Source organism: Candidatus Accumulibacter sp. ACC012, assembly GCF_907163155.1.
Taxonomy (GTDB): domain Bacteria; phylum Pseudomonadota; class Gammaproteobacteria; order Burkholderiales; family Rhodocyclaceae; genus Accumulibacter; species Accumulibacter delftensis.
Window position 1 is genome coordinate 72,873 of record NZ_CAJQUC010000014.1, and the last position, 21,894, is coordinate 94,766.

24 protein-coding genes are annotated in these 21,894 nt (G+C 64.3%); 15 read left to right on the forward strand and 9 right to left on the reverse strand.

Annotated features, from left to right (window positions below; genetic code table 11):
* Nucleotides 1–43: 43 nt before the first annotated feature.
* Nucleotides 44–1,078, forward strand: a complete 1,035-nt coding sequence (cobT, locus tag QZ648_RS14500; protein WP_169066375.1) for a nicotinate-nucleotide--dimethylbenzimidazole phosphoribosyltransferase — start codon at nucleotides 44–46, stop codon at nucleotides 1,076–1,078.
* A gap of 69 nt (nucleotides 1,079–1,147) precedes the next feature.
* On the opposite strand, the gene QZ648_RS14505 is transcribed toward cobT, so the two are convergent.
* The gene (locus tag QZ648_RS14505) at nucleotides 1,148–1,549 is read right to left on the reverse strand and encodes a hypothetical protein (RefSeq protein ID WP_291997469.1); all 402 of its coding nucleotides are present in this window, start codon (nucleotides 1,547–1,549) and stop codon (nucleotides 1,148–1,150) included.
* A 358-nt stretch (nucleotides 1,550–1,907) separates the two neighbouring features.
* Between QZ648_RS14505 and QZ648_RS14510 the strand changes: the two genes are divergently transcribed.
* Together QZ648_RS14510 and QZ648_RS14515 are read left to right on the forward strand one after the other, a co-directional pair.
* The gene (locus QZ648_RS14510) at nucleotides 1,908–2,150 is read left to right on the forward strand and encodes a hypothetical protein (protein WP_169066373.1); all 243 of its coding nucleotides are present in this window, start codon (nucleotides 1,908–1,910) and stop codon (nucleotides 2,148–2,150) included.
* 191 nt (nucleotides 2,151–2,341) lie between these two features.
* Nucleotides 2,342–2,662 carry a hypothetical protein gene (locus QZ648_RS14515; protein WP_169066372.1) on the forward strand — a complete coding sequence of 107 codons (321 nt, stop codon included), beginning with the start codon at nucleotides 2,342–2,344 and terminating at the stop codon, nucleotides 2,660–2,662.
* 425 nt (nucleotides 2,663–3,087) lie between these two features.
* Here QZ648_RS14515 and QZ648_RS14520 read toward each other — a convergent pair whose 3' ends face one another.
* The 4 genes from QZ648_RS14520 to QZ648_RS14535 form a co-directional block, all read right to left on the reverse strand.
* Entirely contained in the window at nucleotides 3,088–3,855 is a 768-nt protein-coding gene (locus QZ648_RS14520) for an MBL fold metallo-hydrolase (protein ID WP_169066397.1), read from the reverse strand.
* Nucleotides 3,855–5,006, reverse strand: a complete 1,152-nt coding sequence (bamC, locus tag QZ648_RS14525; RefSeq protein ID WP_291997470.1) for an outer membrane protein assembly factor BamC — start codon at nucleotides 5,004–5,006, stop codon at nucleotides 3,855–3,857. The genes QZ648_RS14520 and bamC overlap by 1 nt, the downstream gene beginning before the upstream one ends.
* Before the next feature lie 14 nt (nucleotides 5,007–5,020).
* Complete coding sequence (gene dapA, locus QZ648_RS14530; protein WP_169066396.1) at nucleotides 5,021–5,899, reverse strand: 4-hydroxy-tetrahydrodipicolinate synthase; 879 nt, start codon at nucleotides 5,897–5,899, stop codon at nucleotides 5,021–5,023.
* Between the two features lie 167 nt (nucleotides 5,900–6,066).
* A complete protein-coding gene (locus tag QZ648_RS14535) occupies nucleotides 6,067–6,993 on the reverse strand; it encodes a histone deacetylase family protein (RefSeq protein ID WP_291997471.1) in 927 nt (308 codons plus the stop codon).
* A 110-nt stretch (nucleotides 6,994–7,103) separates the two neighbouring features.
* Between QZ648_RS14535 and QZ648_RS14540 the strand changes: the two genes are divergently transcribed.
* From QZ648_RS14540 to mltB, 4 genes are all read left to right on the forward strand, one after another.
* On the forward strand, nucleotides 7,104–8,030 hold the full coding sequence (locus QZ648_RS14540) for an AAA family ATPase (protein ID WP_169066369.1): 927 nt from the start codon (nucleotides 7,104–7,106) through the stop codon (nucleotides 8,028–8,030).
* Complete coding sequence (locus QZ648_RS14545; RefSeq protein ID WP_291997472.1) at nucleotides 8,030–9,016, forward strand: DUF58 domain-containing protein; 987 nt, start codon at nucleotides 8,030–8,032, stop codon at nucleotides 9,014–9,016. The genes QZ648_RS14540 and QZ648_RS14545 overlap by 1 nt, the downstream gene beginning before the upstream one ends.
* Nucleotides 9,017–9,205: 189 nt before the next feature.
* Nucleotides 9,206–11,197: a DUF3488 and transglutaminase-like domain-containing protein gene (locus tag QZ648_RS14550; RefSeq protein WP_291997473.1), complete on the forward strand. Its 1,992-nt coding sequence runs from the start codon at nucleotides 9,206–9,208 to the stop codon at nucleotides 11,195–11,197.
* Nucleotides 11,194–12,234, forward strand: coding sequence for a lytic murein transglycosylase B (gene mltB / locus QZ648_RS14555; protein ID WP_291997474.1), 1,041 nt, complete (start codon nucleotides 11,194–11,196; stop codon nucleotides 12,232–12,234). Before QZ648_RS14550 ends, mltB begins: the two co-directional genes overlap by 4 nt.
* Here the strand turns inward: mltB and rpoS are convergent.
* From rpoS to surE, 4 genes are all read right to left on the reverse strand, one after another.
* Nucleotides 12,231–13,208, reverse strand: a complete 978-nt coding sequence (gene rpoS / locus QZ648_RS14560; RefSeq protein ID WP_291997475.1) for an RNA polymerase sigma factor RpoS — start codon at nucleotides 13,206–13,208, stop codon at nucleotides 12,231–12,233. The genes mltB and rpoS overlap by 4 nt on opposite strands.
* A gap of 6 nt (nucleotides 13,209–13,214) precedes the next feature.
* Complete coding sequence (locus QZ648_RS14565; protein WP_366144159.1) at nucleotides 13,215–14,003, reverse strand: peptidoglycan DD-metalloendopeptidase family protein; 789 nt, start codon at nucleotides 14,001–14,003, stop codon at nucleotides 13,215–13,217.
* Nucleotides 14,004–14,071: 68 nt separating this feature from the next.
* Nucleotides 14,072–14,731: a protein-L-isoaspartate(D-aspartate) O-methyltransferase gene (locus QZ648_RS14570; RefSeq protein WP_291997477.1), complete on the reverse strand. Its 660-nt coding sequence runs from the start codon at nucleotides 14,729–14,731 to the stop codon at nucleotides 14,072–14,074.
* Nucleotides 14,728–15,471 (reverse strand): 5'/3'-nucleotidase SurE, encoded by a 744-nt coding sequence (gene surE / locus QZ648_RS14575; protein WP_169066363.1) that lies wholly within the window; start codon nucleotides 15,469–15,471, stop codon nucleotides 14,728–14,730. Before surE ends, QZ648_RS14570 begins: the two co-directional genes overlap by 4 nt.
* 659 nt (nucleotides 15,472–16,130) lie before the next feature.
* Here surE and QZ648_RS25025 point away from each other — a divergent pair.
* The 8 genes from QZ648_RS25025 to QZ648_RS14610 all read left to right on the forward strand — a co-directional run bounded on the left by QZ648_RS25025 (nucleotide 16,131) and on the right by QZ648_RS14610 (nucleotide 21,893).
* Complete coding sequence (locus QZ648_RS25025; RefSeq protein WP_366144152.1) at nucleotides 16,131–16,763, forward strand: hypothetical protein; 633 nt, start codon at nucleotides 16,131–16,133, stop codon at nucleotides 16,761–16,763.
* Nucleotides 16,764–16,836: 73 nt separating this feature from the next.
* Nucleotides 16,837–17,673, forward strand: coding sequence for a flagellin (locus QZ648_RS25030; RefSeq protein WP_366144153.1), 837 nt, complete (start codon nucleotides 16,837–16,839; stop codon nucleotides 17,671–17,673).
* A gap of 86 nt (nucleotides 17,674–17,759) precedes the next feature.
* A complete protein-coding gene (locus tag QZ648_RS14585) occupies nucleotides 17,760–18,176 on the forward strand; it encodes a flagellar protein FlaG (RefSeq protein WP_291997478.1) in 417 nt (138 codons plus the stop codon).
* A gap of 60 nt (nucleotides 18,177–18,236) precedes the next feature.
* Nucleotides 18,237–19,655, forward strand: a complete 1,419-nt coding sequence (fliD, locus tag QZ648_RS14590; RefSeq protein ID WP_291997479.1) for a flagellar filament capping protein FliD — start codon at nucleotides 18,237–18,239, stop codon at nucleotides 19,653–19,655.
* A gap of 10 nt (nucleotides 19,656–19,665) precedes the next feature.
* The gene (fliS, locus tag QZ648_RS14595) at nucleotides 19,666–20,085 is read left to right on the forward strand and encodes a flagellar export chaperone FliS (RefSeq protein ID WP_169066359.1); all 420 of its coding nucleotides are present in this window, start codon (nucleotides 19,666–19,668) and stop codon (nucleotides 20,083–20,085) included.
* Nucleotides 20,082–20,375 (forward strand): flagellar protein FliT, encoded by a 294-nt coding sequence (locus QZ648_RS14600; protein WP_169066358.1) that lies wholly within the window; start codon nucleotides 20,082–20,084, stop codon nucleotides 20,373–20,375. The genes fliS and QZ648_RS14600 overlap by 4 nt, the downstream gene beginning before the upstream one ends.
* Nucleotides 20,372–21,586, forward strand: a complete 1,215-nt coding sequence (locus tag QZ648_RS14605) for a flagellar hook-length control protein FliK (RefSeq protein WP_291997480.1) — start codon at nucleotides 20,372–20,374, stop codon at nucleotides 21,584–21,586. The genes QZ648_RS14600 and QZ648_RS14605 overlap by 4 nt, the downstream gene beginning before the upstream one ends.
* On the forward strand, nucleotides 21,567–21,893 hold the full coding sequence (locus QZ648_RS14610) for an EscU/YscU/HrcU family type III secretion system export apparatus switch protein (RefSeq protein WP_169066355.1): 327 nt from the start codon (nucleotides 21,567–21,569) through the stop codon (nucleotides 21,891–21,893). The genes QZ648_RS14605 and QZ648_RS14610 overlap by 20 nt, the downstream gene beginning before the upstream one ends.
* Nucleotide 21,894: the final 1 nt, after the last annotated feature.

The window sequence follows — 21,894 nt, forward strand, 5'->3', positions numbered from 1 at the left end:
GGGGGGCGGGTATAATCGACCCTTTGCCGGGGCTCGCCAGACGATGCACTTCTCCATCCCGCCGACGATCCCGCTTCCCGCGCTGCAGGCGCGCATCGATGGCAAAACCAAACCTCCCGGTTCGCTCGGCCAACTCGAGCGCCTGGCACAGCAGATCGGCCAGCTGCAGCAATCGCTGACGCCGAGCCTCGGGCAGCCGCAGCTGCTGGTCTTCGCCGGCGATCACGGCGCCGCCCGTGCCGGCGTTTCGGCCTACCCGCAGGAAGTGACCTGGCAGATGGTCGAGAACTTCCTCGCCGGCGGCGCAGCAATCAATGTCTTCGCTCGCCACAACGGCTTGCAACTGCAGGTCATCGACGCCGGCGTGGCGCACGACTTCGGCGCCCGCGACGGCCTGGTCGACGCCAAGATCGGCTTCGGGACGAACAACTTCATCGAGCAGGCAGCAATGAGCGAGGACGACTGCCAGGCGGCCATCGCGCGCGGCGCGGCGATCGCTCGCCAGCTCGCCGATGACGGCTGCCAGGTGATCGGTTTCGGCGAAATGGGCATCGGCAACACCGCCGCCGCAGCCCTGCTTACCCATCAGCTCACCGGCACGCCCTTGGCCGACTGCGTCGGCCGCGGCACGGGCCTCGACGACGCCGGACTGGCACGCAAACAGGCACTGCTGGCACGAGCTGCGGCCCGTGCGGCACTGGCGCCTGGCGCACCAGCGCTGAGCGTGCTCGCCGAGTTCGGCGGTTTCGAAATCGCCATGATGGCTGGCGCCATGCTCGCCGCAGCCGAGCGTGGCATGCTCCTGCTGATCGATGGCTTCATCGTCACTTCGGCACTCCTGGTCGCCGCCGAAATCGCTCCGGCGATTGGCGACTATTGCGTTTTCTGTCACCGTTCTGCCGAACCGGGTCACCAGGCCCAATTACGCGCCCTGCACGCCGAGCCCTTGCTCGATCTCGGACTGCGCCTTGGCGAAGGAAGCGGCGCCGCGCTGGCCTGGCCTCTGGTCCGCAGTGCCGTCGCTTTCCTCAACGAAATGGCCAGCTTTGAGTCCGCCGGGGTCAGCACGCAGGCCTGACCGGCACCTAGTCCAACTGGGTAACTGTGCCTGTGTCGCCGCAGGGAAGGCGCGACACCAGCGCGCCGTCTACTGGCCAACCGCAGGACGCCCATCGAGTCTCTGCCCCGCCTGTTCGAACTCGGGACGAAGCTGACTCGCACCGCGGTAGCGCGGCTGGATGTGCGCTTCCGGCGTCGGGGCCACGTCACGTGGCAGCGGCGAAAACTGGACGGGTGGCGGATTCGGCGCAAAACGCCCACCGTAGTTGCGCTCGTAGCGATCGAGGAAGCGTCGCAGTTGCCCGTAATTCGCACAGTTCAAAGCCGGGCAAGGTGCAAACGAGTCGTCGGCAAACGACGGCGGAAAAACTGCGCCGTAAGGTGCGTACCGAGGCCCGACGATTACTGCGCCAGAAACGGCGAAATTTCCCGCAGTGGCGTCGACGAGAGTCGTCGCCAGTGCGGCGGCAAGGAGAAGAGTCGGGCGCATGTGGCGCAGTGTAGCACCCCAAGACCGCCCACTCCGGCAGCAGGCCCGTGCCGACGCACCGAGCACACCCGGGTCAGAGAGCGCCGACAAAAAATCCGACAAGGCAAGGCGAAGAGTGACAATCTGCACAGACAGCTGCGGAGGAATCCCTAGAATCAAGCTCATCGCGCACGGATTACCGACCACTCTTTGACCTCCGTTGCGGGGACTCAAAGCAACGATTGGAGCCTTGGCCTAAATCATGAAATGCCCTGACTGTAACTCCAAAGACATCCGCCGTTCAAGGCGACGCGGCCTATGGGAAGGAATGATACTTCGGCGCAGGAACGAGGCTCCATTTCGTTGCTGCGCCTGCGACTTGCGTTTCATTGCCAGGAACGAGGCGCTCGATCCCGGCCGCACTGACCACTACGTGCCCTTCGCTGGCTATCTCGGTCTGGCGGGATGGCCCAGGCGGGTATTTACCGATCAAATGATCTTGAGTAGCCTGCTGGTCGCGACGCTGCTGGTCCTTGCGCTCGCCGTCATCGCCCTCGCTTTCAGTTGGATTGACCCTGCTCTCCTGCGCCTGGACGGAGCCACCCCGCCCCCAAACCGCTAAGCGATCGCCACCATCAAGGGCAGCGCCAATTGCCGAGCGGATGCGCGCAGCCCATACTGCGGCGCACAAATTTTGCTCGGCCCATAGCGACAAGCGGTGTTAAAATAGGCCCTTGGTCGATGTGCACTACGGTCAACCGTTTGCCTTCATGATCGTTGTACACCCTTTCACCGTCGCTAAGGAACCCCCCTATGAAACGCTCGCTACTCCTCGCTGCACTGCTCGCTCTTGCCGTTACCGCCTGTGGAAAGAAAGAAGAGGCCAAGACCGTCGCAGCTCCTGCGCCCGCTCCGGCCGCTGCTCCTGCTCCTGCTCCTGCTGATGCTGCTCCTGCCGCCGCTCCTACTGCTGCTCCTGCGGCGGCTACTCCGGATGCTGCTCCTGCACCGGCGGCTGCGCCTGCCGACGCCAGCAAGTCCACCACCGACGAGGCCATGGACAAGGCCAAGGAAGTTGTCGACGCCGCAGCCAAGGGCGCTGGCGATGCTGCCCAGGACGCAATGAAGAAGTAATCGTTGCGCTTCCAGAGCAAGCAAAGAAAAGCCGGCGCAAGCCGGCTTTTCTTTGCCGACCCGCTGCGTCCCCTCTTAATGTGAAAGTCGCGCAAGCGACTCACGAAACTCCCTTCTCCCCTCGCGGGAGAAGGGGCTGGGGAAGAGGGAAACGGTCATGACTTTCATGATTTGGGGTGTCTCCACGTGTCATGACCGTTAATGTGAAAGTCGCGCAAGCGACTCACGAAACTCCCTTCTCCCCTCGCGGGAGAAGGGCCGGGGGTGAGACGGGGAATTCTGCGCGCATGCGCCCAGCCCGTCGAACGATTCCGGCGTGCAAGCCGGAATGCGCACTGCAAGTGAGAGGGAAAACGGTCATGGCTTTCATCATCAGGGGTGTCTCGACATGTCATGACCGTTAGCCTGACAAGCGTGCGGCTTCTTCAGCTCAACTGCCGCCAGGCGAAGCCGCCCTCCTGATCAGCGACGCCGATCCAGTCATCGCTGCAGCCGAGGGCCGCGGCGAGCGCAGTGACGGCCAGCTGCGGACGATTGTTCTCCTGGCTGAGGTGAGCCGCCACCAGATGTTGCAGGCGGGCGCCGTCGATCTGGCGCACAAGACTTGCCGCCTGACTGTTCTCCAGATGCCCGAAACGTCCGCCGATCCGCTGTTTGAGGACCGCCGGATAGCGCGACGCGGCGAGCAGGGCGCGGTCATGGTTGCACTCGAGCACGAGCGCGTCGCAGGCGCCCAGCACTTCGACGATGTACGGCGTAATCGAGCCGCTATCGGTGAGCACGCCAAGGCGATGCTGGCCATCATCAAACCGGTATTGCACGGGTTCGCGTGCATCGTGAGGAACCGGGAAAGGCAGCACTTCCAGGCCGTCAATCGCAAAAGCCGTGTGTCCGTCGATCAGTCGACACTCAGGCAAACTCGCCGAGCCTCGCGTAGCCGCCGCATGCGTACCGTGCGTGAGATAGACCGTGAGCCGATGACGACGGGCAAAGGCGAAGACACCGCCCAGGTGATCACCATGCTCGTGGGTGACCAGTATCGCCGCCAGTTGATCGGGGGTGGCGCCCAGACGGGCCAGCCGGGCCGTCGCCACGCGAGTCGAGAAACCGCAATCGACCATCACCTTCGTCTCGCCGGCCTCGACAATCAGGGCGTTACCCTGACTGCCGCTGCCCAGCGACGCGAAACGCATCACTTCAACTGTTGGTAGAGCAGGTTGAGGATTTTTTTCGAGGTTTCGGATTGATCGACGCCACCTTCGGCCGTCAGTACCTGGACCGTCGACCGACTGCCCGCATCCTTAACGAAGATCCGGTACTGAATCTTTTGCTTTTCGGCCGGATTGTCCTTGAACGGATTCAGCTTGGAGAAGAAACCGGGCTCCTGCTTCGCGTCGTCCGTTTCAGGATCAACATAGCGAACGAAGTACAGGCCCCTGGAGCGATCGCGGTCGATGACGGTAAAACCGACACGATCAAGCACCAGACCGACTCGCCGCCAGGCGCGCTCGAAGGACTCATCGACATCCAGGGTGCCGGCCCCGTCTGTACCGCGCGAAAGGGAAGCACGCTCGACGGGTTTTTCCTGGGCCGCCTGAATGGCTGCCGTCGCGCGCTTCTCGTCGCTGCCCAGGCGAATCATCAGGCGACGCAGCATCTCGGCTTCAAGTTCCGGATCGGGCGGGCGCGGCTGCCACTTGGTCTGTTCCTTGCCCTCGGAGACGAAAATCTCGTACATGCCGCGATGACTGATGAAGATGTCGGTCGTGCCGGGGGTGATTCCCGGTTCCAGACGAGTGCGGAATTTGTCCCTCTCGGCCGTCGAGTACACCGAATCGATGACCTTGCCGAGGATGTTACGAATGAAGTCCTGCGAAATCTTGGCGCGGTTTTCGGCCCAGTCGGTCTCCATCACGCCGGCATCGGGCAGATCGAGCTTGAGGACAAAGCCGGTTTCCTGCCAAAAGTCCTTGACCGGTCCCCAAAGCTTGTCGGGCGAGCCTTTGACCACCAGCCAACGCTCGTTACCGGCGCGTTCGATGCGCGCGTTGTCGACTTCCGGCAGGACGTCGCTCTTCTGCTGAGCCAGCGCCTCTGGCGAACGTTCGGCGTTGTACGCGGAGTAGGTCGCCGACCCTTTGCCGCCACCGGTGTCGGGAACGGCGTAACGATCATCGCGCGTCGGCGAAGTCAGATCAGGCGGTATTTCGAGCGTCGGCACCTGGCTCTTGGAGGCCGTCTTGTAGTCGATTTTCTTGGTCTCGAAGGTCGTGCTGCAGGCCAGCAGCAGCAGCGGCGCCATCAGCAAGCCGGCAAGTCGAACGTGCGCAACGATAGGACTCATTTGGCAACTCCGATCTAGGCGAGTACGCCAGCCTGGCGCATGGCAAGGCGAACCCGCTCGTGACAAGCGGGCGATAGTGGCGTCAGCGGCAGCCGTAGTCCAGCCTCGATCAGGCCCAACTCCTGGCACGCCCACTTGACCGGAATCGGATTCGCCTCACAGAACAACTGCTGGTGCAGGCCGAGCAGGCGCGCGTGCAGCGCGCGCGCGACGATCGCGTTTCCAGCCAGCGCCGCGGTACACATTTCATGCATCAAACGTGGCGCCACATTGGCCACCACCGAGATGTCCCCCTGGGCACCCATCAGGATCAAGGCACAGGCACTGGCATCGTCGCCGCTATAGACGGCAAAGCCTGCGGGGGCACGGGCGATCAGGTCGGTACCGCGTTCGATGTTGCCGGTAGCGTCCTTGATGCCGACGATATTCTCGATCTCGGCCAGTCGCAGCGCGGTGTCATTGCCCAGATCGGCAACTGTCCGCCCCGGCACATTGTAGAGAATCACCGGGATCTCGACGGCTTCGGCAATGGCCCGGAAATGGCGATAGAGGCCTTCCTGGGTCGGCTTGTTGTAGTACGGCACCACCGACAGCGCGGCGTCGGCACCTGCCTGGTGGGCGAAACGGGTCAGCGCGATGGCTTCAGCGGTGGAATTGGCGCCGGTCCCGGCGATCACCGGGACGCGGCCAGCAGCCTGCTTGACGGTAACCCGTATCAGTTCGCAGTGTTCGTCGACATTTACCGTCGGCGATTCGCCGGTCGTGCCGACAATGACGATGGCGTCAGTCCCCTCCTGCACGTGAAAGTCGACAAGACGGCGCAGAGCCGGCAGGTCGAGGCTGCCATCGGCGTGCATCGGGGTGACGATCGCGACGATCGATCCTGTAATCATGGTCATGGGTGGGCGCCCGAGCAAGAGCCGAAAGGGTTCGGCCGTGGAAAATCAAGCCTCCAATTTTAACTGAAGGCACGCGCCTTGGCCATGAAAATGGCCAAGCACCGGGGCGCAGGAGAAAACACCGTTGACGGAAAAACACCGTTCACGGAAAAAAAACAGCCTCAGAAATCAGCCAACACCCGCAAGTGGGCGACGACGCTGCGCGCCAGCGCGGAGAGTGCGTAACCGCCTTCGAGCATCGACACGATGCGCTTTTGCGCGCACTCTTCGGCGAGCTCGGTCAATTGGCCGGTGACCCAGGCGTAATCTTTCTCGAGCAGCCGCAAGCCGCCCATCTCGTCTTCGTAGTGCGCATCGAAACCGGCCGAGATGAAGATCATCTCCGGCTGAAACTCGCGCAGACGCGGCATCCACAACTCACTGACCACCTGCCGAAACTCTTCGCCGTCGGTATCACGGCTGAGCGGCACGTTGAGCATGTTCGAAGCCGGTTTCTCGGTGCCGCTGTAGGGGTAGAAGGGATGCTGGAAGGTGCTGACCATCAGCACGCGTTGATCGCCCTTGAAGATGTCCTCGGTGCCATTGCCATGGTGCACATCGAAATCGACAACCGCCACCCGCGACAGCTTGTGCTCTTCCAGGGCATGCGCCGCAGCGACGGCGATGTTGTTGAAGAAACAGAAGCCCATCGCCGACGCGCGTTCGGCATGGTGACCGGGCGGGCGCACCGCACAGAAAGCGTTCTGCACCTCACCGGCCATCACCAGGTCGACCGCCAGCACCCCTGCCCCAGCCGCGCGCAGCGCCGCTTTCCAGGTATGCGGGTTCATTGCCGTATCCGGATCGAGGTGCACGATACCCAGCTCTGGCGAGGCACGCTTGACACGTTCCAGATGCGCCGCCGGGTGCACCCGCCGCAGATGCTGAAAGCTCGCCAGCGGGGCATCGTGATAGGCAAAATACGAATCAACACCCTGCGCAATCATGTGATCACTGATCGCGGTCAGGCGATCCGGGCATTCCGGATGATACGAGCCCATGTCGTGTAACTGGCAGTCTCGATGGGTGATGAATGCGGTACTGGTCACTATTGCCTCTCTGCCGCAATCGGAGGTCGCCATGGACATCGGGATCTGCGGGAAATCAAGTTATCTGATGATGGTTTATTATCGTCGCAATTGCGCCACTACGACAAGCCATGCGACCAATCACCCGACAATCTCCGCTTGACGAAATCCTTGCCGCCGCCGACCAGGTGATTCTTGGCAAGAGCCGGCAGACCCGCCTGGCCCTGTGCTGCCTGCTGGCCAAAGGTCATCTGCTGATCGAAGACCTCCCCGGCGTCGGCAAGACAACGCTGGCGCATACCCTGGCTCGCCTGCTCGGTTTCCAGTTTTCGCGCGTCCAGTTCACCAGCGACATGCTGCCGGCCGACATTCTCGGGGTTTCGGTCTTCGACCGCGACCGCGGGGATTTCCGCTTTCTGCCCGGCCCCGTGTTCTCGCAGGTCGTGCTTGCTGACGAGATCAACCGCGCGACGCCAAAAACGCAGAGCGCACTGCTCGAAGCCATGGAAGAGGGACAGGTGACCACCGAGGGCGAGACACGCCCCCTGCCGCAACCGTTTTTCGTCATTGCCACGCAGAATCCCTCGAACCAGATCGGCACCTTCCCCTTGCCCGAATCGCAGCTCGATCGCTTCCTGCTGCGCATCGAACTCGGCTACCCGGATCACGCCGCCGAACGCGCGCTGCTCGAAAGCGGCGGCCGCCGCGAGCAACTGCCAACGCTTAGCGCGCGCCTGAGCGCGAGCGATTTTGCGGCACTGCAACAGCAGGTGGCAGCGGTGCATGCCTCGGCCGCCGTTCTCGACTATCTGCAGCGCGTGGTCGAAGCGAGCCGTGAAGACGCCCGCCTGGTGCATGGCCTGAGTCCCCGCGCCGCCTTGTCACTGCTGGCAGCGGCGCGCGCCTGGGCGTTTACCGCCGGCCGCGAGATGGTCCTGCCCGAAGATGTGCAGGCCGTCCTGCCGGCCGTTGCGCGCCACCGGCTGCAACTGCTCAGCGGCAGCCATGCCGGCGCGGAAGACATCGCCGCCCTGATCCGCGCCATCCCGGTTCTCTGATGCCGGCGCTGGCCTCCTTCCAGCGCTGGCTGTTTCGCCTGGCTCCTGACGAGCAGTTACCGATCGTCCTCAGCCAGCGCCGCATCTTCATCGTGCCGACGCGGGCCGGCATCCTCTATGCCGTCGTTCTGATGGTCATGCTGATCGGGGCCATCAACTACAACCTCAGTCTCGGCCACGCGCTGATTTTCCTGCTCGCCGGACTGGGTATCGTGGCCATGGTGCACACCTTCCACAACCTCTTCGGCCTGCGCCTGACGCCCGGGCGAGTGCCCGCAGTTTTCGCCGGGGATCTGGCGCACTTCCCGCTACAGCTCGAAAATACCCGTCGGCAAACGCGTCGCGCTCTCGACTTTTCCTTTGCCGGACAAGCGACGAGCAGTGTCGACCTGCCCGCAGAAGGGCGCGCTTCGGTCGCTGTCCCCTTTGCCACGCAGCGGCGAGGCCGCCTCGACCCGGGTCGGGTAACACTCGCCACGCGCTATCCGCTGGGGCTCTTCCGCGCCTGGAGCTACCTCCACCCGCGCTGGTCGTGCATCGTTTATCCACGGCCCATACGAACAGCGCTGCCCGCGCCGTCGCCGACCATGCACGCCGATCATCTGCACGGCGACAACGGCCAGGAAGATTTTGCCGGCTTGCGGCCGCGCCAGCTCAGCGACCCGACCCGGCACATCGCCTGGAAAGCGGTCGCCCGGCGGTCGGACGAACAACCGCACCTGGTCAAGCAGTTCGCCGGTGGCGCCGCCGAGGAACTGTGGCTAGCCTGGTCGCTGACGGCGAGCGAGGACGGCCCCGAAGAGCGGCTGTCGATACTGACCGGCTGGGTATTGAGCGCCGACGAAGCGCAGGCACGCTACGGACTCAAGCTGCCCGGAAAACAGCTCGCCGTCGGGCAAGGCGAGGCACACCGGGCGAGCTGCCTGCAAGCCCTGGCGCTGCATGGTGAAAGTGGTGATCAAGCTGAAAGCACTCGGCAAGCTTAATGTGAAAGTCGCGCACGCGACTCACGAACCTCCCTTCGCCCCTTGCCGGAGAAGGGTCGGGGTGAGGCGGGGAATTCAGGGAGCATACTCCCTGCCCGGCGAACGATTCCGGCGTGCAAGCCGGAATGCGCACTGCAAGTGAGAGGGGAACGGTCATCACTTTCATGATCAGCAGTGCCTGGACCACTCATGACCGTTAGCGCCAGGCCGGGGTCGCTGCCCATGCTGACGCTCGAACACGGCGCCATACCGTGGCTGCTCGCCGTTGCCCTGGCGACTGCCGGACCGCACGCCGCGCACCTGCCCTGGTGGCTGTCGCTGCTCGTCGGCGGCACGCTGCTGTGGCGCGCCTGGCTATGGCAGCAGCGGCGCCCGCTGCCACCGCGCTGGGCGCTGGCGCCACTGGTCATCGGCAGCATCGCAGCCATTGCCTGGCAATTCGGCACCCTCCTCGGCAAGGATGCGGGGGTCGCGCTGCTGGTCGTTTTCATGGCCTTGAAACCCATGGAGATGAGCAGCCGGCGCGACGCGCTGGTGGTCGTCCTGCTCGGCTATTTTCTGCTGCTCACCCATTACCTGTACTCGCAGAGCATCCCCACCGGCGCCTGGCTGCTGGCCGCCATCGCCCTGCTCACCGCAGCCTTGATCCGGCTGCACGGCGGTGCCCAGCCGGTCGCCACCATCCTCCGCCATGCCGCCCTGCTGCTGGCGCAGGCGCTGCCTTTCATGCTCATTCTCTACCTCCTCTTCCCTCGCGTTGCGGGCCCGCTGTGGGGCTTGCCGCAGGACGCCTACTCCGGACTCAGCGGCCTCTCCGAAGAGATGTCACCCGGCACCATCAGCCGCCTGACCCTCTCCGGCGCCATCGCCTTGCGCAGCCGTTTCGCCGGTGAGCCGCCGGAGAAATCCGACCTCTACTGGCGCGGTCCGGTATTCGACGAGTACGACGGCCATACCTGGCGCGCACGCGCCCTGCCGGCCAAGGCGGCGCAGCAGTTGCCGGTGGTCACAGGAATCGGCGCGCCGCTGGCCTACAGCAGCATCCTCGAAGCCCACAACCGGCGCTGGTTGCTGGCCCTGGACATCGCCACCCGCCTGCCGCCCGACAGCGCGCTGGCGCCGACGCTCGAAGCCCTGGCTCGCGAGCCGCTACGCGTACGCACGCAGTTTTCCTTTGCCTCGTCAATCGACTACCGCGCCAATGTGATCGAAGCACCAGCGATCCTGCAGCAAGCGCTGGCTTTACCGAAGGAAATCAATCCGCGCAGCCGCGCACTGGCCAGCGAATGGGCCTCGCGCCCGCCCGAAGAAATCGCCGCAGCGGCACTGGCAATGTTTCGCAACGAGGACTTCTACTACACCCTGCGTCCATCGCTGCTCGGCGCGAACGCCATGGACGAGTTCCTCTTTGACAGCCGCCGCGGCTTCTGCGAGCACTACGCGTCGGCCTTCGTCTTCCTGATGCGCGCAGCCGGCGTTCCGGCGCGGGTGGTCGCTGGTTACCAGGGCGGCGAGCTCAATCCGGTCGACGGCTATGTCGTCGTGCGCCAGTCCGATGCCCACGCCTGGGCCGAAATCTGGCTGGCCGGACAAGGCTGGGTGCGCTTCGATCCGACCGCCGCCGTAGCCCCCTCGCGCATCGAACAGGGAATCGACGCCGCCTTGCCGGCAGGCGAGCCCTTGCCGATGATCGTCCGCCTCGACAGCGACTGGCTGCGCCAGTTGCGCAACCGCTGGGAAGCGGCCAACAACACGTGGAATCAGTGGGTACTCGGTTACAATCCGCAACGCCAGCGCGAAGTGCTCTCGCGCCTCGGCTGGCGTGACCCCGACTGGCGCGGCATGAGCGCCTCGCTGGCCATACTCTGTGGCCTCGCCCTGTTGCTCGTCATCCTGTGGACGCTGCCGCGACGACTCGCCGCGGACCCGGTGCAACGCGCCTGGCAAAAGTACTGCGCAGCGCTCAAGGGGCGCGGAATACTGCGCGCCGAATGGGAAGGGCCGCTCGATTTCGCGCGCCGGGTGGACCGCGAAAGACCGGATCTTGCCGCCCTCACCAGCGAAGCAGCGGGCTATTATGCCGAGCTGCGCTACGGTCGCAGCGCCGGCAACAGCCAGCTGCTGCGACGCCTGCAACAGTGCGTACGCCGCCTGCCACCGCGAAGGAGAAAACACTCTTGAAAATAACACTCACCGGCCTGCGCTGCCGCCTGCTCGCTGCTCTGCTCACCACTCTGCTGCCACTTTCCGGCCACGCCCAGCAGTCCGCCGCCTTCAGCGAACAAGCAGAGGTGCAGGCCTTCATCGTCGACATGCACAAGCAGCACGGCTTCGACATCAGCGCATTGACCAGCCAGTTCGCCAGCATTCACTCGAACGCCACGGTGTTGCGCCTGATCCGCCCGCCGGCCCGCCCGAGCAAACAGCGCTCGTGGCAAAGCTACCGGCAACGCTTCGTCAACGGCCCGCGCGAAGCGGGTGGCCTGCGCTTCTGGGAAGAGAACGGCGCCCTCCTGCAGCGGGCCGAAGCAATCTACGGAGTTCCCGCCGAAATCATCGTCGCCATCATCGGCGTCGAGACTTCGTACGGACAAAACACCGGCAGTTTCAGCGTCCTTGAAGCCCTCGCCTCACTGGCTTTCGATTACCCGCCGCGAGCCGAATTCTTTCGCAGCGAGCTCGAAAACTTCTTGCTCCTGAGCCGCGAAAACGGCGACGACCCGCTCGCCATCCAGGGTTCCTACGCCGGCGCCATGGGCATCCCGCAGTTCATGCCCAGCAGCCAGCGCAACTACGCGGTGGACTTCGATGGCGACGGTCGTATTGACCTGCGCCACAGCACCGCCGACGCCATCGGCAGCGTGGCTCGCTACCTGCAGCAGTATGGTTGGCAGAAAGGCGCTCCGGTGGCCGTGCCGGCACGCGTCGACGGCGACCCCGCAGCGCTGATCGCAGCCGGAATCAAGCCTGCGCTGACGGTCCAGGAACTGAGCGCGCGCGGCGTCTTCATGGCCCGCCCAGCCGACGCCGACGCCCAGCGAGCGGCAGCGCTGATCGATCTGGAAACGCCGGGCCGGCCAACACAATACTGGCTCGGCTTCGACAACTTCTACGTGATTACCCGCTACAACCGCTCGAGCTTCTACGCGATGTCGGTTTTCCAGCTGGCAGAAGTCGTGCGCGATGTGCGCCACAACCGGCTGGCAGCGACGCGCTAGAGCAGGTTGTCGCGCGTCACGCCGCCGCGTCGAATGATGCGCCGTAGCTGATCGAGCGCTTCGATCTGAATCTGGCGAACGCGTTCGCGAGTCAGGTTCAGGTCGCGGGCGATTTCTTCGAGGGTGGATGTCTCGCCACCGTCAAGTCCGTAGCGGCGTTGCAGCACCTGCTGCTGTTTCTCGGCGAGTTGCCCCACCCAGGTACCGAGCAGGTCACCCACCTCGCTGCACTGCAACAGTTCGTCGGGATCCATCAGGCTGTCATCGGCGATCACCTCGCCGATGGTGCGGCTGGGGTCGACCTGTAGCGGCGCATCAAGCGAAGCGATGCGCTCGTTGAGGGCCAACACGCGGCGCACGTCCTCGACTGGGCGGTCAATCAGATGCGCGATCTGGTCGACGCCGATATCCCGCCCGTTCGCCGCTTCCAGGTGGCGAACAGCGCGCAGCACGATGTTGATTTCCTTGACCACGTGCACCGGCAGGCGGATCGTCCGCGATTGATTCATGATCGCCCGAGCGATGCCTTGCCGGATCCACCAGGTGGCATAGGTCGAGAAACGAAAGCCACGATCGGGCTCGAATTTTTCTATCGCATGGATCAGCCCGAGATTCCCCTCTTCGATCAGGTCGAGCAGGGGCATACCACGGTTGAGATAGTGCTTGGCGATGTTCACCACCAGGCGCAGGTTGTGCTCGATCATCTTCTGCCGCGCCAGAAAATCTCCGGCGCGGGCGCGTCGTGCCCAGGCCGCTTCCTCGGCCGGCGAAAACAGCGGCTTGGCGCCGATGTCGTTCAGGTAGTGCTGGGTGACGTCGTTGAGCAGTTCGGCTTCGGGCGACTGCAAAGCCTCTTCGGACTCCGGCTCGACGAGCGGGAGCGGCTCAGCGCCTAAAAACTCCGGTTCGTCGAGATAACTCTCCAGGCGACCCTCACGATCAGAGTCGGCATCGGAATCGAAGCGTCCGGACATTGGCGATCAGCGCGCCGGTAAATGCTTCAGTGGATCGACCGGCCGGCCCTGCTTGCGGACCTCGAAGTGCAACTTCACCTGGTCGGCATCGGTATTGCCCATTTCAGCGATCTTCTGCCCCTTGACGACGCTCTGGTCTTCCTTTACCAAAATCTTCTGGTTATGCGCGTAGGCCGTCAGGTAAGTGCTGCTGTGCTTGACAATCACCAGTTTGCCGTAGCCACGCAAGCCAGTGCCGCTATACACCACCTTGCCGTCGCTGACGGCCAGCACCGGGTCACCCGCCGCGCCGGCGATATCGATGCCCTTGGCGCCGCCTTCGCTGAAGGTACCGACCACCTTGCCGCTGGCCGGCCAGATCCAGTTGCTGTTGGCACTGTCCGCAGCAGCCTCCGCCTTGGCGTCTGCCGCAGGCGCAGGCGCAGCTTTCGAGGTGGCTGCCGGCGTCTTCCGCTGCACCTGTGCAAGAGCCCGTGCCAGGGTCTGCTCAGAGTAGCTTTCCTTGCCCACCTGCGGCTCACGTTTCAGGGTGTCGCCGCTGCCGCTCTGGCTTTGCTGCTCGACCGACGAAGATCCCGGCGACTGCGTACGCAGCCCCTGCCCGACAACAATGTGATTCGGATTGTCAATATTGTTCCAGATCACCAGGCTGCGGAAATCCACGCCCAGCGCGGCGGCGATGGAGTGCAAGGTATCGCCCCTCTTGACGACATAGACGTCCTTGCCGGAAGCGACAGCAGCGCCATCGCTGACCGCCGACGGCGGCTGGCTGGCACAGCCGGCGAGCAGCAGCACGGCCAGCAAGGCCAGACACCCCGGGCATCCCGGTACGGACCCACGAGCAGAGAAAAAGCCCTTATCCTTCATTCGATTCCCGTCAATAGCGGAACGAAACGCACGGCATCGAGACGGGTTTCGACAAGCGCCTCGCCCTGCTTTTCGATCAACATCAACTGCTGCGTCGCCACCCCCAGCGGCAGGATGATCCGCCCGCCGGGCGCGAGTTGCTGCACCAATGCCGCGGGCACACGCGCCGCCGCCGCGGCGACGATGATGCTGTCAAAAGGCGCGGCTTCAGGCAGGCCCAGGCGACCGTCAGCGTGCTTCAGGCGAATCTTGAGCTGCTTGATCGCGCGCAGGTTGAGCCGGGCCTTGGCCAGCAAGGGCGCGATGCGCTCGATGGCAAAAACCTCGTCCGTCAACTGCGCCAGCACCGCCGCCTGATAACCGCAGCCGGCGCCGATCTCCAGCGTCTTGCCCAGCGGGCGACCACCCGCACAGAGCGCCTCGATCATCCGTGCCACCACATAAGGCTGCGAGATCGTTTGCGCAAAACCCAGCGGCAGCGCGGTATCCTCGTAAGCGCGCGAGGCCAGCGCCTCTTCAACAAAGACATGGCGCGGTACGGCGGCGATCGCCGCCAGCACTTCTTCATCGTCGATTCCCTGCTCGCGCAAGCGCTCGATCATCCGCGCCCGCGTGCGCTGCGAAGTCATGCCCGTTCCGGAAACGACGCGATTCATGCTGCCAACCAGCCACGCAGCAGCGCCAGCTGGGCGTTGTGGGTCAGATCGACCTGCAGCGGAGTCAGCGAAACCTGCTTGTTCTGCACGGCATGGAAATCGGTCCCCTCGCCGGCATCCTGCGCCTCGCCCGCAGCACCGACCCAGTAAACGGTCTCGTGCCGTGGCGACAGCGCGCGCACCACCGGCTCCGCCTTGTGGCGTTTGCCAAGACGGGTAACAACGGTCTCGCGCAATTCCTCGTAGGGCACATCGGGAACATTGACGTTGAGCAGCACCGGCTCACGCAGCGCCTGTTTCTGCAGCATGACCACCAAATCGAGCGCCACCCTTGCGGCGGTCGCGTAATGCTCCCCCGCCTTGCTGCACAGCGAAATCGCCAGCGCGGGAACGCCGAGCAGAAAGCCCTCGGTAGCCGCGGCGACGGTCCCCGAGTAGATCGTGTCGTCGCCCATGTTGGCGCCAATATTGATGCCCGAAAGCACCATGTCCGGCAATTCGTCGAACATGCCGGTGACCGCCAGATGCACGCAGTCGGTCGGCGTCCCGTTGACGTAGTAAAAACCATTGGCGGCACGCTTCAGCGACAGGGGCCGATCCAGGGTCAGCGAATTGCTCGCCCCGCTACGATCGCGTTCGGGAGCGACAACGGTGATCTCCGCGATGTCCGACAGCACCCGTGCCAGGTGCTCGATCCCGGGTGCGAAGTAACCATCATCATTGCAGAGCAGGATGCGCATCATCAATCCACGAACACGGGCAAAGGGACAAAAAAACCGGCAAGCTGCCGGCCTTATCAAAATCGGCGCGGGCGATTGTCGCTCGCCCGGAGCGCACAGGACAGCGCCCGGCAGCCTTTGCAGAAAACCTTTGCCGGCGACATTCCGCGAGACCCGACCACCACCACTACGCCGACGTCAATTATAACCGCCTGCGCCGGACACGGAAAACTCAGTTCGCGCGCCCGGCGGAAGAGCAAGCAGTGCGCCAATAGCCCCTCGCCCCTCGCCACTCGCGGGAGAGGGGTTGGGGAGAGGGGGCCAGTGGCAATCGCCACTCCCGAAACAGGCGTGACCAGGAAAGCCCCCCTCTCCCCCAACCCCTCCCCCGCAAGGGTGGAGGGGAGCAGAGCGGTGGCTGAACGAGGCCGCCGGGGCTTACTGCCAAGCTGTCGCAGGCGGTCATTTCTTGCCTCCCGGCCCTCAACTTCGCCGCCCGGATGCCGCTAAAAGTCTTACACGGCGCGCACAAAGAAAATTACTAAAGTTTTCCGGCAGGCCGTCGTAAGTAAAGTTGTCAGCGAACAAATCGCCACACAGGATCGACCGGCAGAAGCCTCGCCAGGCAGTCACCGGCAACTGAAGTCTGAAGTCAAATTGACAGTGATAGGAGAAGCAAAATGCCCCAAGTCATCAATACCAACGTCGCCTCGCTCAACTCACAGCGTAGCCTCAACATGTCGCAGACCTCACTGGCGACTTCCCTGCAACGCCTCTCGTCCGGCCTGCGCATCAACAGCGCCAAGGACGACGCCGCCGGCTTGGCCATCTCCGACCGCATGAACGCCCAGATCCGCGGTATCAACCAGGCGACACGCAATGCCAACGACGGCATCTCGCTGGCGCAAACGGCTGAAGGCGACCTCGATCAGATCGGCAACAACCTGCAGCGGATGCGCGAACTCGCCGTCCAGGCCGGCAACGCCACCAACTCCGCATCCGACCGCGAGGCACTCAACCTCGAAGTCCAGTCGCTGGCCGCCGAAATCGACCGCGTCGCACAGAATTCCTCCTTCAACGGCACCAAACTCCTCGATGGCTCCTTCGTCGCCCAGAACTTCCAGATCGGCGCCAACGGTACGACCAACGACCGCCTGACCATCACCTCGATCGGCAGCGCAGCGCACCTCGGCCCTCGGCGGCACCGGCACCAGTTTTGCGGCTACCAAGCAAGGCACGGCAACTTCCGACGCACTCTCCGCTGGCGACCTGACGCTGAACGGCTTCCAGGTCGGTGCCTCTTCCCTCGGTAGCGGCCCTGGCCAGAGCGCTGCCAGCGCCTTCTCGATCGCTGCGGCGATCAACGGCATCTCGTCCAACTCGGGTGTGACCGCCACAGCCGATCCCAACAAGGTCGAAGGAGCAGCAATAGATGATACAGACGCTGGCGCAATTGCCGCGAACACCTTCAGCATCAATGGCATCAAAGTCGGCGCGATTGCCGACGGCACGACTGGTGCTGGCCAAGGTGCCAACATCGCCGCCGCCATCAACGCCATCGCAACACAAACCGGGGTTACCGCTTCCGCTAACGCAACCGACGGCAAGCTGACATTGACCGCCGCCGACGGACGCGATATCAGTATTGGCCTGAACGGCACAGCAGTCGACGATGCTACCGCGGACAGTGACAGAGACGACTTTCTCGCACAAACGGGTCTCGCAGACGCCAATGTCGGAACAAAAGCGGGTGACCTCCAAACTGCGACAGCCGAAGCCAATCACGGCACCGTGACCTTGAACAGCACCAGCACCGACGGAATTGTCTGGGGCGGCGCGCACGCTGACTATGCTGGTTTTGCTGCCGGAGGCGGCGTCACGAACGCTACGGTGTCATCGACGGTTTCCAGCATCGCCAAAGTGAGTGTCCTCACCGCCAACTCCGCCACCAACGCCCTGTCAGCCATCGACGGCGCCCTGGCCACGGTGAGCAACGCTCGCGTTTCGCTCGGTTCGTATCAGAACCGTTTCGCTTCGGTAGTTTCGAGCCTGCAAACGACGTCGGAGAACCTCTCGGCCTCACGGAGCCGCATCGTCGATGCCGACTTCGCGGCGGAAACGGCCAACCTGACGCGTTCGCAAATCCTGCAGCAGGCGGGCACGGCGATGCTCGCGCAGGCCAACTCGCTGCCACAGAACGTGCTCTCGCTGTTGCGCGGCTAAGCGAAAGGTTTTAAATAGCGGTAACATCGGGGCGCGCTCGCGGTCACGCGGTCGCGCCCCGGCGTCTCTTCACCAAGGAGTGTGAGATGAACATCCCACCCACAGTCTCTTCAGCTTCTTCGCCAGCGCCACAGGGCCACCAGGCGATCAGCGCGGCCGCCCGGGAAGCAAGGGCCACGGCCAGCGGCAACAACGCGGCGGCGCCGGCCAATCAGGCGCAGGCCCTGCAGCAGGTACAAGCGCACCTGCAGGCGCAGGCGCCGGTGCAGGCGCCACCCGACAGCGAGAAGCTCGAGACCGCCATCCAGAGCGTTCGCGAGTTCGTCAAACCGACCAACAGCAATATCGAGTTCAGCGTGGACGACGACAGCGGGCAACTGGTGGTCAAGATCATCGACCGCTCGACCAAGGAAGTGATCCGCCAGATGCCGTCGGAAGAAATGATGGCCATCGCCAAGACGCTGGACAGCATCAAAGGCCTGTTCGTCACGCAGACGGCCTGAACAACGCGCGCTCGTGCCCCATGCAAGCAAGCATGCCGGTAGCGGCGGCAGGAGAAGATCATGGCGCTTTCCTCACCGGGCCTGGGCTCGAATCTTGATGTAAACAGCATCATCAGCCAGTTGATGTCGCTGGAACAACGGCCGCTGACCGCTTTGTCGCAGAAGGAAGCAAGCTACCAGGCCAAGATTTCGGCGCTCGGTTCGCTGCAGGGAACGATTTCGGCGCTGCAGACCGCTGCGGGAACCCTGGTCCCGGCGACCGGCACGACGGCGACGCAGAAATTCACCGTTTTCGCAACGACGCTCAGCGACTATTCAGTCGCTGCGGCGAGCACTTCATCGAGCGCAGTCGCCGGCAGCTACAGCCTGGAAGTCAACCAGCTGGCCAGGCAGCACAGCGTCGCCAGTGGCACCGGTGCCGTGACGCCCTTCTCCGGCACCGGCGATACGCTGCCGCTCGGCGGCACGCTGACCCTGTCGCTCGACAGCCTCGGCGGCAGCAGCCCGCACAAGAGCACCGACATCAGCATCGCCGACGGCGCCACGCCGGAGACCATCCGCGATGCGATCAACGGCGCCAACGCCGGCGTTTCTGCCCTGGTGATCAACGGCACCGCCGGCAAGCAACTGCTGCTGACCAGCAACGACGCCGGCAGCAACCAGTTCATCAAGCTCTCGGGAATCGCCGGCCTGGCCTACGATCCCGACGCGGCACCGGCGCCAAGCGACACCTTCGTGCAGTCGCAGGCGGCGCAGGGCTCGGCGTTCAAGCTCAACGGCATTGCCGTCGAAGGGGTCAGCAATCAGGTCAGCACGGCCATCGACGGCATCACCCTGAACCTGCTCAAGGGCCCGGAATCACCGGCGACGGCGCTGAGCACGACGCTGACCATCAGCAAGGACCACTCCAGCCTGACTACCGGCGTCAACGCGCTGGTCAAGGCCTTCAACGACTTCAGCAGCACCGCCAGCAGTCTCGGCACCTACAATGCGGCAACCAAGACAGCCGGCGCACTGAACGGCGACAGTACCCTGCGCACGGCGCAGAACAGCTTTCGCAGCGTCCTTGGCAACATCCCGGCGGCAGTTGCCGGCAGCAGCTTCCAGCGCCTCTCGGACGTCGGCGTCAGCCTGCAGAAAAACGGCACCCTGAGCGTCGATTCCACCAAGCTGAGCGCCGCGATCAGCAAGGATCTCTCGGCAGTCGCCAACCTGGTAGCCGCCTTCGGCAGCGCGTTCAAGGACGCCGCCGAGGGACTGGTCGGCAGCAACGGCCTGATCGCCGCGCGCCGCGCCGGAATCACGACCTCGATCGCCAGCCTCGGCAAGCAGTCGGACGTGATTGTGGACCGCCTGGAGGGGATCGAAGCGCGCTATCGCAAGCAATTCACGGCCCTCGACACCTTGATCTCCGGGATGACCAGCACCAGCAATTTCCTCGAGCAGCAGCTCGCCATCCTGCCCACTTATTCTCTCTGAGGAACTGAAGATGTTCGGCAATGCAAGACACGCGATTTCCGCCTATCAGAAGGTCGGCGTCGACGCCGCCATCGAGGTCGCCGACCCGCACCGCCTGATCCTGCTGCTCTTCGCAGGGGCGCAGGCGGCGGTCGGCAACGCGCGCGCGGCGATGCAGGACAAGCGCACGGCGGCCAAGGGCGAAGCCATTTCGAAAGCGATCGACATCATCGGCAACGGTCTCAAGGTGAGCCTCGACCTCGAAAAGGGCGGCGAGATCGCCGAGCGCCTCGACGCGCTGTACGACTACCTGGTCCTGCGCCTGCTGCACGCCAACCTCGACAACGACCTGCCGGCGCTGGAGGAAGTTGCCGCCCTGCTCGAGGAGATTCACGGCGCCTGGCGCGCGATTTCGCCGAGTGCGACGCCGCAGAAAGCAGCCGTGGCATGAGTGCCGGGCTGAGCGCGCTGGAGCAGCTGCTGGCCTACTCCGAGGCGATGCTTGGCGCCGCAGAAAGCAGGGACTGGCAAGCCCTCGCCAGGCACGAGGCAGATCGGCGCGCGCTGGCCGACAGCCTGCCCGACGCACTGAGCGCCGAACTGCCGGCAGAAGAACAGCAGCGCGCCCGCGCGCTGATCGAAAGCAGCCTGCGCTGTGACACCTTGATTCAACCGCGCCTGGCGAGGCGCATGGATGAACTGCGCGTACTACTGCGCGCGGCAGCACCCGCCGCCGAATGATCGTCCCAGAAATCAGCACCCGCGTTCAGCCGAGCGCCGACCTCGCCCTGCGGCCGACGCCGCCAGCGCAGGAAATCACCGACAAGTTACCGGGGCTGGCCGCTGGCCAACGCCTGCTGGCCGAAGTGCAGGCCCTGCTGCCGAACGGCACCTACCGCGCGCTGATCAACCAGCGCAGCGTCACCCTGGCACTGCCCTTTGCCGCCAAGAGCGGCGACACCATCGAGCTGGAAGTCTCCGAGAGCAATGGCAAGCTGACCCTGGCCGTCGTTGCCCGCGGCTCGGCGGAGGGAGGGAGGGCGGGGAACGAATCGACCGCCACGCAGTTGAGCCGCACCGGGCAACTGATCGGCACGCTGCTGGCCGGTGCGCGTGACGGCAAGGGCGGCGCCGCCGTAGCACTGCCGCTGAACGGCAAACAGGCGATTGCTGCCAGCCCGCCGAATAGCGGCACCGATCTCCTGCCGCTGCTCAAACAGGCCATTGTGCAGAGTGGCATGTTCTACGAAGCGCATCAGGCGGAATGGGTCGAAGGGCGTTACAGCAAGGCGCAGCTGCTGCAGGAACCGCAAGGCAGGTTGCCGCCGACAACGACGCCTGCCCAGCAGGGCGCGAGTGCCCAACAAGGGCTGATGACAGCGGCGGGCAGTGAGAACGCCGCGGCGCGCAACAGCGGCGAGCCGGCAGCCGCCGCAAGGCCGCAAGCACCGCCGGCCTCGAACGAAGCCGCAAACCGAGGCGCCACGGCGGCCAGCCAGGCAAACCTCAGCAGCCAGCCAGCCGCCTCCTCGCCAGCGCCGCCAGCGGTCGCACCGCAGCTGCAGGCCATCGTCCAGCAGCAACTCGAAGCTTTCGCGACGCAGAATTTTTCCTGGCAGGGACAGGTCTGGCCCGGCCAGCAGGTTCTCTGGGATATCGACAACGCCAACCACAGCCGGCACAGCGATGGCGAAGGCGAGGCGAGCAGCGAGAGTTGGCAGACGCGACTGCGTCTGTTCCTGCCCCGGCTGGGTGAAGTCGATGCCCGGCTGCACATCCAGGGGCAGCAGATCACGCTCAGCGTCGTCGCCAATGACGCCGCAACGCGGCAGCTGTTGAGCAGCGAAACGGCCGGCCTGCGCAGCCAGCTGGAAAAAGCCGGACTCGACCTCGCCTCGCTTGGCGTCACGGCACCACGTGCAGGCGAGGAGCATGGCCAAAGCGCCGGATAATTCCCTCAAAAACGCCGTCGCGCTGACCTACAGCCAGACCGACGCGGCGCCCCGCGTCGTCGCCAAGGGACGCGGCCTGCTCGCCGAGCAGATCATCGCCCGCGCCCACGAACACGGCGTTTACGTACACGAATCGGCCGAGCTGGTCTCGCTGCTGATGCAGGTCGACCTCGACCAGCACATCCCCCCACAGCTCTACCTGGCTGTCGCCGAGTTGCTGGCCTGGCTGTATCAACTGGAAAACGGCGCCACGCCCACCCCGCCACCGCTCTTTGCAGCCCCTGCCGAAGTTCCCGCCAAACCCTGAC

What these genes read in the sequence shown, in the direction of transcription:
- QZ648_RS14515 (WP_169066372.1), top strand. Translation starts at nt 2,342, where the DNA reads ATGAAACGCTCGCTACTCCTCGCTGCACTGCTCGCTCTTGCCGTTACC.
- fliD (WP_291997479.1), top strand. Translation starts at nt 18,237, where the DNA reads ATGGCGCTTTCCTCACCGGGCCTGGGCTCGAATCTTGATGTAAACAGC.
- QZ648_RS14505 (WP_291997469.1), bottom strand. Translation starts at nt 1,549, where the DNA reads ATGCGCCCGACTCTTCTCCTTGCCGCCGCACTGGCGACGACTCTCGTC.
- rpoS (WP_291997475.1), bottom strand. Translation starts at nt 13,208, where the DNA reads ATGTCCGGACGCTTCGATTCCGATGCCGACTCTGATCGTGAGGGTCGC.
- fliS (WP_169066359.1), top strand. Translation starts at nt 19,666, where the DNA reads ATGTTCGGCAATGCAAGACACGCGATTTCCGCCTATCAGAAGGTCGGC.
- dapA (WP_169066396.1), bottom strand. Translation starts at nt 5,899, where the DNA reads ATGATTACAGGATCGATCGTCGCGATCGTCACCCCGATGCACGCCGAT.
- QZ648_RS14600 (WP_169066358.1), top strand. Translation starts at nt 20,082, where the DNA reads ATGAGTGCCGGGCTGAGCGCGCTGGAGCAGCTGCTGGCCTACTCCGAG.
- QZ648_RS14610 (WP_169066355.1), top strand. Translation starts at nt 21,567, where the DNA reads ATGGCCAAAGCGCCGGATAATTCCCTCAAAAACGCCGTCGCGCTGACC.
- QZ648_RS14520 (WP_169066397.1), bottom strand. Translation starts at nt 3,855, where the DNA reads ATGCGTTTCGCGTCGCTGGGCAGCGGCAGTCAGGGTAACGCCCTGATT.
- surE (WP_169066363.1), bottom strand. Translation starts at nt 15,471, where the DNA reads ATGCGCATCCTGCTCTGCAATGATGATGGTTACTTCGCACCCGGGATC.
- QZ648_RS25025 (WP_366144152.1), top strand. Translation starts at nt 16,131, where the DNA reads ATGCCCCAAGTCATCAATACCAACGTCGCCTCGCTCAACTCACAGCGT.
- cobT (WP_169066375.1), top strand. Translation starts at nt 44, where the DNA reads ATGCACTTCTCCATCCCGCCGACGATCCCGCTTCCCGCGCTGCAGGCG.
- QZ648_RS14570 (WP_291997477.1), bottom strand. Translation starts at nt 14,731, where the DNA reads ATGAATCGCGTCGTTTCCGGAACGGGCATGACTTCGCAGCGCACGCGG.
- QZ648_RS14550 (WP_291997473.1), top strand. Translation starts at nt 9,206, where the DNA reads ATGACCGTTAGCGCCAGGCCGGGGTCGCTGCCCATGCTGACGCTCGAA.
- QZ648_RS14585 (WP_291997478.1), top strand. Translation starts at nt 17,760, where the DNA reads ATGAACATCCCACCCACAGTCTCTTCAGCTTCTTCGCCAGCGCCACAG.
- QZ648_RS14545 (WP_291997472.1), top strand. Translation starts at nt 8,030, where the DNA reads ATGCCGGCGCTGGCCTCCTTCCAGCGCTGGCTGTTTCGCCTGGCTCCT.
- QZ648_RS14605 (WP_291997480.1), top strand. Translation starts at nt 20,372, where the DNA reads ATGATCGTCCCAGAAATCAGCACCCGCGTTCAGCCGAGCGCCGACCTC.
- bamC (WP_291997470.1), bottom strand. Translation starts at nt 5,006, where the DNA reads ATGAGTCCTATCGTTGCGCACGTTCGACTTGCCGGCTTGCTGATGGCG.
- QZ648_RS14540 (WP_169066369.1), top strand. Translation starts at nt 7,104, where the DNA reads ATGCGACCAATCACCCGACAATCTCCGCTTGACGAAATCCTTGCCGCC.